The following is a 13,250-nucleotide window of genomic DNA, read 5'->3' as shown; positions in this document are numbered from 1 at the left end:
CTTGTCATTCCGTGGAAGCCGAGGCGAGCAACTCGCGCGCGATCACCTTCACGGAGGGGAACGCGTCGAGCTCGTCGATCTCGATGCTCGAGAACCAGCCCGCGTTGTGAACCTCTCCGACCGCGGGCGTCAGGGCGCCGCGATCCGACGTGTGCAGCACGAAGGCCATGTCCATATGGATGTGCGCGGGTTCGCCGGGGCGCTCAGGGATGAGCTGATAGCTCATGCTGATCGGGAGGTCGAGCTGAGCTTCGGTGCGACCGTCCGCGGCGAGGTCGACGCCCGCGTGCGGGCGCAGCACGGCTGCCACGCCGGTCTCCTCGAACACTTCTCTCACGACCGCCGCCTGGGGCGTCTCGTCCTCGTCGACATGACCGCCCGGCGGAAGCCACTTCGCGAGCTTCTTGTGATGGATGAGGAGTATCCGGTCCTCTGTGGGATTGAGCACGTAGCCACTGACGGTGAACTGTTTTGCGTACGACGCGGTTCGATCGATGATCGTCATCGTGCGACACCGTTCACGCTGGCGCTCACCGCGCCGACAATCAACTCCAGATCAGTCGAAGTCAACCCTTCGTGAGTCGGAACGGTCACGATCTCCCGGAACACCCGTTCCGCTGCGGGGCACTCGGCCGTCCTGTAAGCCGCGAAGGCTGGTAGGTCGTAAAGCATGGTCCCCCCGAAACGATGCAGGTCCGAGATCACGCCGCGCTCCGCGAGGCGTCGTCCGACCTCTTTCATGTCGAGCTCCGTCGAGTCACGGCGGAGGACGAGAGAGTAGTAATTGGGGATGCCGAGTGCTCGCGCCTCCCATTCGTGCAGCGGAACGCCGAGTCGTGCAAGTTCATCCGTGATGAAGCGAGCATTCCGGGTGCGCTCCTCGATCTTCGCGTCGAGCCGATTGAGTTGTGGGATTCCAAGCGCCGCGCCCAGCGCCGATATACGAAAGTTCAGCCCGAAATCGTGCCCGTATGATCCCGCCGTGCCAGGCTGGCCCGGCGCGTCTTGCTGCAGCTTTCCAAAGTCCCGCACCGCACGGAGCCCCGCGATCAGATGCGGCTGCTCGGTCAGAATGAAGCCCCCCTCGCCGGTCGCGATGAGCTTCCGCTCCTGAGTACTGAAAAAGGCGGCGTGCCCGATCGTTCCCATCCGCGCGCCCGCTTCGACTGATCCGTGGCAGTGAGATACATCCTCGATGAAGAAGACGCCGGCATCATCCGCCAGCTGACGCAGCCGGGAACTATTCGCTGGGTACCCCCACATGGGGACGGTCACAACCGCTTTAGTACGGGGAGATAGAACGGCGGAGACAGCCAGAGGGTCGAGACCGAAGGTCGACGCTTCGATGTCCGCGAACACCGGCACCGCGCCCACCGCGATGACGGGCAGAAGACTCATCACGGGGGCGGTTGGGGGAAGAATGACCTCGTCACCCGAACTGATGCCCGCGGTTATCAGGAGGGCATGCAACGCAGACGTGCCGCTGGACACCGCGATCGCGGTGCGGCCGAAGTAACTGCCAAGCGCTGCCTCGTACTCGGCCACGCTCGCCGCGGTGCCGGCGAGTTGCCGGGTCTCAAGCGCCGCCAGCACCGCCTGGCGCTCAGCATCTCCGACGTTGACGTAACGGTTCTCAAGCAACGGGCGCTCCGATCCTGGTGTGCTGGTGCTCGACACGGTCCATCACCTCGTACATGTGGAGCGCGTTCTCGATAGTGTGCTCTGCCAAGGCGCCGTCGATGGCGCCGATGAACTCCGTGAACTGCCGCTCGTAGCCCGTCCGACGATAGCCGCTTGACATTGGACTCGGCCGCCACGTACTCCGCCACCACTTGGGGGACGCAGTGTAGAGGTGGTCCTGGTCGTGACTGTAGACCTCGACCTCCAGCAACGAGTTGACGACGATCGAGTTGCCGCGATCTGAGACCGCTTGAAGCGACCAGTCGAAGTAGGGCGAGCTCGACGAGGCGACCAGTTCCGCGGTGAAGGGCGTCAGCGTCCCATGTCGCGTCATCTGTTTCCGAAGCGTGACGAGGTAGCCGGCGTCTGACTCATAGGTATCGATGCTCTCATCGTCATCGAGCGGTTGACCGAAGTCGAAGACCACTCCGAGCGCATGAATGACCTGAGAGAGCAGGAACGACCGGAGGCGTCGTCCCGTGGTCCACAGGTCATCGTCCGGCTTGTTGTTCATGTGAGCGACACGGAGGTAGCTGAGCCTTCCGAACGATTCCTCGGCCAGCGCCGCTCGAACGAACTGCAGCGGCTCGCTGTAGCCGAAGTTCAGACCAACTGACGTGATCGTGCGGTGGATTTCATTCATTTGGACGAGATCACGCAGGGCAGTCGTGCTCAGCGTGGGCGGCTTCTCGATGAACGTCGGCATGCGAGATGGGATGGTTCGCCGTAGAACGGCTTCGTGGACCTCCGGATGGCTCGCTACGACGACGGCATCCAATTGCTCCAGATCCAGCATGGAATTGAAATCAACGTACGCAGCCGCTCCGTACGTGCGCGCGGCCCTGTCGAGGCGGGTTCGATCGGCGTCGCAGACAGCGACCAAGTCGACGTGGTCGACGAGCCCGAGTGCGGGAAGGAGGTTGTTCCACCCCTGCTCACCCACTCCAATGAATCCCACTCTCTTTGCAGCTGACGTCGATGTCACAGCACACTCCCCAATCCACCACGGTGTCGTTGATTCCAGTTTGGTGACTTCCATCCCACCCACCGGCACCAGAGCGTACGAGCATACGCGCGATGGAAAGTGAGTAGCATTGGCCACTCATCGTCACAGAAATCAGGACACTTCATGGCGCGCGTACTCCTGGTCCCATGGGGCAGCGGCAACGGCCACATCATGCGAATGCTCGCTCTAGCCCGCGCCGGCCGAGAAAGCGCGCACGAATTCACCATTGCGACGGACACGCCCAGCCAGCAAGACCTCGTTACTCGGGAGGGATTCGAGGCGGTCACACTTGGCGACCCCTGGGCAGCTCGCGTCGGGTCCTGGGGCGGTTGGCACATCGAGGAGCGGGTCGCCGAGGGCGTGAGGTCAGACTTGCGTCTCCTCGATCAGACGCAGCCGACAGTGGTCGTCCACGATGGCAGACCGACGCTCGCGATCGCGTGCTGGCGCCGAGGGGTCCGTTGCACCGCCGTACTGCAGAGCATTCACCTTCCACAGCACCGCTACGCGGGGCGCGGCGTGGAGGAAATCTGGACCAGCGGCAACGCCGCATTCCATGCCGTTCTCGCGCGGATGGGCTCGTCGTACCGGATGAGCGACCTGCGGGAGCTCATCAGTGGGCCCCCGACGTTCATACCGAGCTTCCCGCCCTTTGACGCACTCGGCGCGGAGGTCGACGGCTCCCGATACATCGGCCCTTTGACAGGCGTCTCGTCCCCACTGCCCGCGCGGCGCGCAGGTCCCGAACCCGATCGGGACGTGGTGCTCTACCGCATGGTCGGCACGCCTCAGCTGCTGCGCTCCGCCGAACGAGCGTTCGGCGAACTGGCAGAGCGAGTGCATATCGTCACGGGTAGCGCCGCCGAGACCGCTGCGCTCAGAAACGCGTCGGCGGGGGCGTTCGCTATATCCACACTGCTGCCCGCCGACACGCTGAGTCATGCACGCGTCGCCTTCACGCATGGCGGTCACGGCATAACGCTCACCATGCTCCAGCTCGGGGTCCCATCGGTGATCGCTCCCGGCGGGAGCCCCGAGCGAGCTGAGAACGGCGACCGACTCGAACACCTCGGCGCCGGAGTCGTCCTCAGAGACACGGCGCCGATCCACTCATGGGCGGCGCACGACGCCCGAGAGGCGACCGTCGATTGGAGAACCGTCCGCGACGCCGTCCACGTCGTCGCGGAGGAGGAGGCGTACCGCGCCGCGGCTCGGTCGCTCTCAACCGCACTGGCTCGATACGACCTCGCCACGGAATACCGACGGCTCTTCATGTCGGCGTCCGTGCCAGAGCTCTGAACGCCGATGAGAGCTGCATCCCGCTTTCGCGCGCACCGAAGCGCCTACACGGTCGTCGCCGCCACCGCGCTGGCGAACGGAGTGACGTCCGTCGGCATTCCGTTGCTGCTGGCCTCCGCGGGCCTCGACTCGGTCCAGATCGCTGCTTTCTTCATCTTCAACGCCGCCGTGGCGGTCCTGCTGAACACCGTGGCCCTCCGAGCGATAACGCGCCGCCAATACCCTCCCCAGGCTCTTCGGCTCACGACGGCCCTCTCAGCCCTCGGCATCGCGATCATCGCGTTCAACCCCACCGAACCGGCCCTGCTCTACACAGGTGGAGCACTCATGCTCTTGACCACGATGACCTTGCCGCAGATCATGGGCAGGACCTCCCGACAGGCACCCCCTGCCGACCGCGACGCGATCGTCATTGATCTGCGACAGATTCTGGTAGCCGGTTACATCAGCGGCCTCCTTTTTCTATCGCTCGCGAGCCTCGGCGGCCCCCTCGCCCTCCTCGCCGGCGCGGCGTTCACAGCAGTGGGCGCAGTGGCGAGTTGGTCGCCCCGTCTCGCCCAGACGCTCGAACCGGAGCCGACCCGCCCAGTGGCTTCTCACCGGGGCGCAGGGTCGGTCGCCATTGCCGCACTTGTCCTCGCGATCGGGTTGGTGGGGACCATGAAGGCCGTCGACGCTCTGCGGGGAATCTACCTACCCGTCTATATCGTCGAGTCGGGGCTACCTGCCTCACTGGCCGCGGCTCTCTTCGCCGCCACCGCGATCGTCGAACTCGCCGTCCTCCCCCTCTTAGCGATCGTGACCGCACGCATCGGCCCCGCGCGCTGCCTTGCGTTCGTCGCCGCCTCCGGCACTGTTGCTTTCCTCGTTCCCTTGCTAACCCCCGGCGTCCCGGGACTCGTCGCCTCGCAGGTCATCTATGCAGTGTTCGCCGCAGGCTTCCAGGGGGTGGGGCTCGTCTTGCTTTCGCGCGTCGCGAGCCGGGATGCCGGCCTGGGCGCCGGGCTGTACGTCGCGGTGATCCAGATCGGCACGGTGATCGGAGCAGTGTCCCCGCTTGCTGCGTCGACAACGCAGCAGGGCATCTTCGTAGCGGCGATCGCGATGTGCGGCGCCTGTGTCGCTTTATCCATCGCTCTGGCGGCGATGAGGAAGCCGACCGAGGACGAGCACGGTTGACAACCCTTCGAATTTCTGTTCGAATCTTCTCATGCGATGGCAGGGGCAGCAGATGGGCGTGGCGGATGCCGCTGCGCTGCCCGGCCTTGAAACACTCAACGGCCTCGTGCGCTCGGTGACGACGCCGGAGTTCGCAGGAGTGACCTTCCACGAGGTCATGTCGCGCTCGGCGCTCAACCGGGTCCCGGGCCCCTCGGCGATGCCCTTCGACTGGACGGTCAATCCCTACCGGGGATGCACGCATGCCTGCGTCTACTGCTTCGCCCGCGGCACGCACGAGTACCTCGACATGGACGCGGGAGCCGACTTCGACTCGCAGATCGTCGTCAAGCTGAACGTCGCCGACGTACTGCGCCGCGAGCTCTCGAAACCGACCTGGGCGCGCGAGCAGGTGGCGCTCGGCACGAACACCGACCCCTACCAGCGTGCGGAGGGCCGCTATCGGCTGATGCCCGGCATCATCACGGCGCTGGTCGACAGCGGCACGCCGTTCTCGGTGCTGACGAAAGGCACCCTGCTGCGCCGCGACCTGCCGATGCTTGCCGAGGCGGCACGTTCGGTGCCCGTCGACCTCGCGATGTCGATCGCGGTACTCGACGAGCCGCTGCGGCAGCTGCTCGAACCCGGCGCGCCGACATTCGCCGCTCGCCTCGACACGGTGCGAGCGGCAAGCGCCGCGGGGTTCCGGGTGACGGTGTTCCTGATGCCGATCGTGCCGCACCTCACCGATTCGACCGAGGTACTCGACGATGCCCTGAGCCGGATCGCGGATGCCGGCGCCGCCCGCGTCCTCTACGGCGCGATGCACCTGCGACCGGGCGTCAAACCCTGGTTCCAGCAGTGGCTCGCGCGTGAACGCCCCGACCTCGTGCCGGTGTACCGCGGCCTGTACCCCGGGGCCTCGGTGCAGGCACCGCAGGGCTACCGGCGCATGCTCGCGACGCGCGTTCGACCTCTGCTCGCGCGGCATCGCCTTCGGGGAGGGCTCGAAGAGGAAGAGGCCCAGCCCGCCACGCGACGATTCCGCGCCGGACCGGTGGTCACGACTTCGCGCGGCCGCGCCGCCGCAGCGGCATCCGTTCCCACGCTCTTCTGACGCTGCGCGGCGTATTTCAGGGTAGGCGTCGAGCTACGGCTTACGGGCGGATCGCCGTGAGCATCGCGGGGACGTAGTCGCGGTCGAACGACTCCATCGCACTGTTTCCCACGAACGCGATCCATACCGACTCATCGAAGAGGTAACCGACGGTCCGAGACGCGACCTCTCCATCCTCCACACGGGTGAACGTCGCCGCCCCCTCGACATCACCTTCGCTGAAGACCGCGGTATCGCGGAGCTCGGCGACGAGGGCATCGCGCGCATCGGGGGTGAGAGTCAGACCGTAGACTTCGACGCCGCCGTCGGAGCCACCGGGAAAGGCCCAGGCGCACGCGATGTCGTCGCCCGCAGCCTCGGCAGCGAGGCGCGCCGGTTCGTTAGGCAGCGCAGCAGCAGCGTCGCGCCACGGGTCGCTGGGCACAGCCCCCTGCGTGAAGTTGGCATCGACGATCGCGCTCGGGACGAGTTCGTCGCAGCTCACGCCGTCGAGCGACGGCGCCATAGCATCCGACGTCGGGGCGTCGGCGCTCTGCGACGGTGTCGGGGGCGGGGTCGACGCGCTCGACTTGGTCGACGTCGCCGGGCTCGGTGATGATGCCGGATCGGTCGCGGCCGAGCAGCCCGTCATCACGAGCGCCACTGCCGCGGCGAGACCCCAATACCCCACGAGCTGTTTCCGTCCCATTGCACGAGCCTCGCAGGTTCCGCTCGCCGCCGCGGACCGGAACGCGCCGCGGATCAGGCCGCCAACAGGCTCAAGGCCCGGTTTGGGGTCGGCACGTCCAACGGAAGCGCCCCGCCGAACGCCACGACCGTCGGGTCACAGCGTGCGGCGGGGCGTCAGGGCGTCGGGTCAGGCGTCGACGTTCGCGAGCTGTCGGCCCGAGACCTCCTCGAGGATGTCGTCGCCGGGGCGGACATCGTCGAACGGAGCGTCGATCTCGGCGCGCTCGAGCATCTCGGTCATGCGACGGCGACGCTGACGCGTGATGAGAGTGACGACCGCGCCCGAGCGACCGGCGCGGCCGGTGCGCCCTGCGCGGTGCAGGTAGGTCTTGTACTCGTCGGGAGCGTCGGCCTGGATGACCAGGTCGATGTCGTCGACGTGGATGCCGCGGGCTGCGACATCCGTCGCGACCAGCACCCGCACCTTGCCGTCGGTCAGGCGCTGCAGGTTGCGCGTGCGCTTGCCCTGGTTGAGGTCGCCGTGGAGCGCGACCGCGGCGATCCCGGCATCCTCGAACTGCTCGGCGAGCATCTCGGTGTAGGCACGGGTACGCGCAAAGACGAGCGTCTTGCCGTCGCGGTCGACGAGGGAGTTGAGGATCTCGGCCTTGTCACGGTGGTCGAGGACGAGCACACGGTGATCGATCGTCGAGGTGTCCTGGCTCTCGCCCGCGACCTCGTAGACGGCCGGCTCGACGAGGAACTCGTCGACCAGAGCGGCGACCTCGCGGTCGAGCGTCGCCGAGAACAGCAGCTTCTGCGCGCCGTCCTGCACGAGGCGGAGGATGCGCTGCATGGGCTCGAGGAACCCGAGCTCGCTCATGTGGTCGGCCTCGTCGAGCACGACGATCCCCACCTCGGAGAGGTCGAGCTTTCCCTGGTTCTGCAGGTCTTCGATGCGGCCGGGGGTGCCGATGATGATGTCGACGCCCTTCTTGAGCGCACCGACCTGACGCGCCTGCGGCACTCCGCCGTAGATCTGCGTCGTGAAGAGCCCGACGCTGCGCGCGATCGCCTGGACGGTGCGGTCGATCTGCAGCGCGAGCTCGCGCGTCGGAGCGAGGATCAGCGCCTTGGGTGAACGCCCGAACTCGCGACGCTTGCCGGCCTGGCTGCGCAGGATCGACTCGACGAGCGGAGCGCCGAACGCGATGGTCTTGCCCGAGCCGGTGCGGCCGCGGGCGAGGACGTCCTTGCCCTCGAGGATCGGCGGAATGGTGGCCGCCTGGATCGGGAACGGGGATGCCGCACCCAGGGCGTCGAGCTGACGGACGATGTTGTCACCGAGGCCGAGGTCGGCGAACGACGACTGGGCGACGGATGCCGCATCCACGGCCTCCGCCTGCAGGCGCTCGTGGACGGTGTCGACGTGGTCCTGGTGGGCCTTCGACTTCGTCTCGGCGTTCCAGTCCGAACGGTTCGGACGGTCGCCGAAGTCACGGCGCGGGCGGTCATCGAACGAACGCGCCGGACGGTCGTCACGACGCGGACGGTCCGAGAAGTCGCGACGCGGACGGTCATCGCGGTTCGGGCGGTCGGCGAAGTCACGGCGCGGGCGGTCATCGAACGAACGCGCCGGACGGTCGTCACGACGCGGACGGTCCGAGAAGTCACGACGCGGACGGTCATCGCGGTTCGGGCGGTCGCCGAAGTCACGGCGCGGGCGGTCATCGAACGAACGCGCCGGACGGTCGTCACGACGCGGACGGTCCGAGAAGTCACGACGCGGACGGTCGTCACGGTTCGGGCGGTCGCCGAAGTCACGACGGGGACGGTCATCGAACGAACGCGCGGGGCGGTCGTCGCGGCGGGGCCGGTCGCCGAAATCCCGCCGCGGCCGGTCATCGAACGAACGCGCGGGGCGGTCGTCGCGACGCGCTCGGTCGTCGCGGTTCGGACGGTCACCGAAGTCACGACGCGGACGGTCATCACGGTTCGGGCGGTCGCCGAAGTCACGACGCGGACGATCGTCACGGAAGGAGGGACGCGCATCACCGAAGGTGCGGCGATCGTCGCGGGGCTGCGCTTCGTAGGGGCGCCGGCCGCCGGCATCCGATCGGCGGTCGTTCCCGTAGCCGCGCTGCTCGCGCTGACCGCGGTCGTCGCGTCCGCCGCGGTCGTCGCGGGCCTGCGAGCGAATGCCGCGCGCTTCGTCACGACCGGCACGGTCCTGCGAGGACCAGCGGTTCTTGCGACCGGTGTCTTCGCTCTCGGCGCGGTAGCCGCGGTGACCGGGGCTCTTGCTGCCGGGGGTTCCGGCCGAGGACTGGCCGGGGCGACGCTTCGCGTCCTGGTACGACATCTTCTTGCCGTAGCGGGGTTCGAAGTTCTGCGCGCGGCCGCCGGCCGGCTTCTTGTTCTTGGGCATGGGTGCGTCCTTCTGGGTTCTCTGCACGAGAACAGCGCCCGCGCGCACGCGGGCAAACCCGGACATCCGTCGGCCGGGGGCCATTCACATGATGGTCATGCGCGCCGATCGGCGCTCACCATCGGCCCCATGGACTCACAAAACCTGTCGCGATCACGCGCTGCCCAGAGCCGACCCGCCCACGATACGGCATCCGCCTGAGAAATCGCCCGCCGCGGCGCCGGGGCCCGGGTGCAAGGGCCGGGTGCGAGGGCCGGGCTCGAGGGCCGGGGCGGGGGCAACGCGTGCTGCGATGCAAGGGTTCCGGCGCAACACCCCGGCGCCTCGCTCCCGGCCACGGCGCGCCGCGGGCAATCCCTTGCATCGCGGCAAGCCGGCAGCCCGGCGCGAGCCCGCCGCGAGCCCGGCGCGAGCCGCAATCAGGCCAGGCGGCGGCGACGGGGTCCGCGAGAAGGCCCGGGAATGCGCTGAGCCTGTCGACGGGACGACCCGGCCTCCGGTTCACCGGAATCCACCGGCCGTCCAGCACCAGCATGGGCGTCGCCGACCTCGTGGTCATCAGGCGCGACCGGGATGACCAGGTGCGTGGGGGCATCGGGTGAACCGTCCACCGGCACGACGAGGTGGGTCGGCTCGGCTGTGGCCGCCTCCGCGAGGCGCCGCTCGCGCCGGGTCATCGGCGCCGCAGACACCCCGTCTCCCGCGGAACCGGCTGTCAAACCAGCATCCGCACCGGCACCCGCGCCGGCACCGGCACCCGCACCGGCACCGACGTCACCGCGCCGCCGCGCCGCGCGGCGCTCGCGCGCACCCTCGACGAGGTTGTAGAGGGTCGGCAGCACGAGCAGGGTCAGCAGGGTCGACGAGATGAGCCCGCCGATGACGACGATCGCCAGCGGCTGCGAGATGAACCCGCCGTGGCCGGTGATCCCGAGCCCCATGGGCGTCAGCGCGAAGATGGTCGCGAGCGCGGTCATCAGGATCGGTCGCAGACGACGCGATCCGCCGGCGATCGTCGCGTCGTGGGCCGACAGCCCCTTCTCGCGATACTGGTTGACCAGGTCGATGAGCACGATCGCGTTCGTCACGACGATGCCGATGAGCATCAGCACGCCGATGAGCGACGCGACGCCGAGCGGCACGCCCGTCGCGATCTGCAGCAGAATCGCTCCTGTCGCGGCGAACGGCACCGAGATGAGCAGCAGCAGCGGCTGCCGCAGCGACTTGAAGGTCGCGACCATCACGATGTAGACGATGAGGATGGCGGCGAGCGCGGCGAGTCCGAGCTGCGCGAAGGCGTCCTGCTGCTGCGTGAGAACACCGCCGATCTCGGCGTCCGCGCCCTGCGGCAGCTCGACCGTGTCGAGGGCGTCGGCGACCGTCGCGGATGCCGCGTTGAGGTCGTCACCCGAGGGCGTCACGGTGACCGTCGCGGTGCGCTGACCGCGCTGCGTCGTGATGGAGGTCGGGCCCTCGCTCTGCTCGACGGTGGCGACGTCCTGCAGCGGGATGGGGCCGCCGGCCGTGGGGATCGTCAGCTGCCGCAGCTCGTCGATCGACGCGGGCGCCTGCGACGCCGCGAGGTAGACGGTGAGCGAGGTGTCGTCGATCTCGACGGTTCCGATCGACTGCGGCTGCATCGTTCCCGAGACGATGCCGCCCACCGCGACCTCCGACAGGCCGCGGGATGCCGCCGCGTCGCGGTCGACGGTCACGGCGATGTACGGCAGCGAGGCCGAGAGGTTCGACGTGACCTGGCTGACGCCGTCGGCATCCTGCAGCGACGCCACGACGGCGTCGGTCGCTTCGCGCAACGCGGTCTGGTCGGGCGCGGTGACATCGATCTCGATGTCGCTCGAGCCGAATCCGCCGCCACCGGCGGCGATCTGGATGTCGCCGACGCCCTCGAGGTCGGCGACGGCGCGCTGCACGCGATCGCGCACGTCGAGCTGATCGGCCGAGCTGTCGGTCGTGATCGAGTAGGTCACCCCGCCGCCCCCGCCCGAGAAGGCGTCGCGCAGCTGCGATCCGGACGAGCCGATCGAAACCTGCACGGCGTCGATTCCCTCGAGGCCGGTGACCGCGTCCTCGACGCGCTGGGCGGCGGCATCCTCCGCCTCGAGGGATGCCGCAGGCCCGAGCGTCTGCGTCATGGTGAAGGTGTTCTGACCGGAGTCGCCGAGGAAGTTCGTCTTCATCAGCGGCACGGCCGCGAGGGTGCCGCCGAGCACGAGCACCGCCAGCACCAGCGTGACGGCGGAGTGGCGGAGGGTCCAGCGCAGGACCGGCAGGTAGGCCTTCTGCAGTCGCGACGGCGGCGCCTCGGGGTCTTCGGGGTCGATGCGCCGGCCGTCGGGCGTCACGACGGGCTTACCCGGCCGCAGGAACCAGTACGCGAGCACCGGGACGATCGTGAGCGAGACGAACAGCGAGGCCGACATCGCGATGGTGACCGTCAGGGCGAAGGGACGGAACAGCTCGCCGGTCAGGTCTCCGACGAAGGCGATAGGCAGGAACACGGCAACGGTCGTGATCGTCGACGCCGTGATGGCGGCGGCCACCTCGCGAACGGCCAGGGTGATGGCCGCGAGCTTGTCGGCTCCCTCGACGTAGTGCCGCTTGATGTTCTCGATGACGACGATCGAGTCGTCGACGACTCGGCCGATCGCGATCGTGAGGGCACCGAGGGTCAGGATGTTGAGCGAGTAACCGAACGCCTGGATGCCGACGAAGGTGATGAGCACGCTCGTGGGGATCGAGATCGCGGTGACGATCGTCGAGCGGACCGAGAGCAGGAACACGAGGATCACGAGCACCGCGAACACGAGCCCCAGGAGACCCTCTTGGGCGAGGGCCTCGATCGACTGCTCGATGAACGGCGCCTGGTCGAAGACGACCGTGAACTGAGCCTCGCCGCCGAGGTCGTCTTCGAGCGCGGGCAGCGCGTCGAGCACGCCGCGCGAGACGTCGACGGTGTTGGCGGCGGGCAGCTTCGTGACCGCGATGGTCAGGGCCGGCTCGCCGTCGACACGCGAGATGGAGGTGACCGGTGACGGTTCCTGCGCGACGGTGGCGACGTCGCCGATCGTGGTCGTGCCGCCGGTGAGCTGAGCGGCATCCGTCGGCACGAGCGGCAACGCCGACAACTCGTCGACCGAGGCGATCTTCGCGCCGGTCTGCACGGTCAGCGACTGGTCGCCCTCGGTGATCTCGCCGCCGGGGAACAGGACGCCGTTCTGATCGAGCGCGTCGCGGATGGCCTGCTGCGTGTACCCGGCCTCGGCGAGCGCGGTCTGGTCGGGGGTGATCGTGATGCGCTCGACGCGGCCTCCGACGACCTGGGCGGCGTTGACGCCGTCGACGTCTTCGAGGTCGGGGACGACGGTGCTCTCGAGCCGGGCCTGCACCGATTCGGCGTCGTCGTAGCCGGTCACGGCCAGCTGGATCACAGGAAGGTCGTCGAGCGAGAAGCTCAGCACGTTCGGGCTGACGCCGTCGGGGAGCTGGCTGTCGATGCGGTTGATGGCCTGCAGGATCTTCTGCTCCGCGGTCGCCAGATCGGTGCCGTAGGTGAACGACGCCTGGATGATCGAGGCGTTCGTCGAGCTCGTCGCCGTCGTCGACTCGAGCCCGGGCACGCCCTGGATCGCGGTCTCGATCGGGGTCGAGACGTCGGTGTTGACGACCTCGGGCGAGGCACCGGGGTAGGTCGTGACCACCGAGAGCTGAGGCAGCTCGATCGAGGGAATGAGCTCCTGCTTGAGGTTCGTGAGCGCGAGGCCGCCGAACACCGCGGCGACGATCGTGATGAGCGCGATGAGAGCGCGGTTCTTCAGGCTCAGGACGGCGAGTTTCGACACAGGTTCCCTCGGGCGCACCGGACCGGCGCAGGT

Annotated in this window: 9 protein-coding genes; 3 read left to right on the top strand and 6 right to left on the bottom strand. The window is 68.1% G+C overall.

Annotated features, from left to right (window positions below; genetic code table 11):
• Positions 1–4 precede the first annotated feature (4 nt).
• Genes P6897_RS01320 through P6897_RS01310 form a run of 3 tightly spaced genes read right to left on the bottom strand, consistent with a single transcriptional unit; the run spans position 5 to position 2,665 of the window.
• Positions 5–505, bottom strand: coding sequence for an NUDIX domain-containing protein (locus P6897_RS01320; protein ID WP_282501863.1), 501 nt, complete (start codon positions 503–505; stop codon positions 5–7).
• On the bottom strand, positions 502–1,677 hold the full coding sequence (locus tag P6897_RS01315; RefSeq protein WP_282501862.1) for a DegT/DnrJ/EryC1/StrS family aminotransferase: 1,176 nt from the start codon (positions 1,675–1,677) through the stop codon (positions 502–504). The genes P6897_RS01320 and P6897_RS01315 overlap by 4 nt, the downstream gene beginning before the upstream one ends.
• Positions 1,634–2,665 (bottom strand): Gfo/Idh/MocA family oxidoreductase, encoded by a 1,032-nt coding sequence (locus P6897_RS01310; protein ID WP_282501861.1) that lies wholly within the window; start codon positions 2,663–2,665, stop codon positions 1,634–1,636. The genes P6897_RS01315 and P6897_RS01310 overlap by 44 nt, the downstream gene beginning before the upstream one ends.
• 144 nt (positions 2,666–2,809) lie before the next feature.
• Between P6897_RS01310 and P6897_RS01305 the strand changes: the two genes are divergently transcribed.
• The 3 genes from P6897_RS01305 to P6897_RS01295 are packed head-to-tail and all read left to right on the top strand — an operon-like array spanning position 2,810 to position 6,260.
• Positions 2,810–3,985 carry a hypothetical protein gene (locus P6897_RS01305; RefSeq protein WP_282501860.1) on the top strand — a complete coding sequence of 392 codons (1,176 nt, stop codon included), beginning with the start codon at positions 2,810–2,812 and terminating at the stop codon, positions 3,983–3,985.
• A gap of 6 nt (positions 3,986–3,991) precedes the next feature.
• A complete protein-coding gene (locus P6897_RS01300; protein WP_282501859.1) occupies positions 3,992–5,164 on the top strand; it encodes a hypothetical protein in 1,173 nt (390 codons plus the stop codon).
• A gap of 31 nt (positions 5,165–5,195) precedes the next feature.
• Positions 5,196–6,260 carry an Rv2578c family radical SAM protein gene (locus P6897_RS01295; protein WP_282501858.1) on the top strand — a complete coding sequence of 355 codons (1,065 nt, stop codon included), beginning with the start codon at positions 5,196–5,198 and terminating at the stop codon, positions 6,258–6,260.
• A gap of 40 nt (positions 6,261–6,300) precedes the next feature.
• On the opposite strand, the gene P6897_RS01290 is transcribed toward P6897_RS01295, so the two are convergent.
• From P6897_RS01290 to P6897_RS01280, 3 genes are all read right to left on the bottom strand, one after another.
• Positions 6,301–6,948 carry a hypothetical protein gene (locus P6897_RS01290; protein WP_282501857.1) on the bottom strand — a complete coding sequence of 216 codons (648 nt, stop codon included), beginning with the start codon at positions 6,946–6,948 and terminating at the stop codon, positions 6,301–6,303.
• A gap of 168 nt (positions 6,949–7,116) precedes the next feature.
• Positions 7,117–9,357, bottom strand: a complete 2,241-nt coding sequence (locus P6897_RS01285) for a DEAD/DEAH box helicase (RefSeq protein ID WP_282501856.1) — start codon at positions 9,355–9,357, stop codon at positions 7,117–7,119.
• Positions 9,358–9,776: 419 nt separating this feature from the next.
• Positions 9,777–13,217, bottom strand: coding sequence for an efflux RND transporter permease subunit (locus P6897_RS01280; protein WP_282501855.1), 3,441 nt, complete (start codon positions 13,215–13,217; stop codon positions 9,777–9,779).
• Between the last annotated feature and the right edge of the window lie 33 nt (positions 13,218–13,250).

It is taken from the genome of Microbacterium sp. BDGP8 (genome assembly GCF_029991045.1).
In the GTDB taxonomy this organism is placed as follows: domain Bacteria; phylum Actinomycetota; class Actinomycetes; order Actinomycetales; family Microbacteriaceae; genus Microbacterium; species Microbacterium plantarum.
This window is presented reverse-complemented; position numbering and strand designations above follow the sequence as displayed.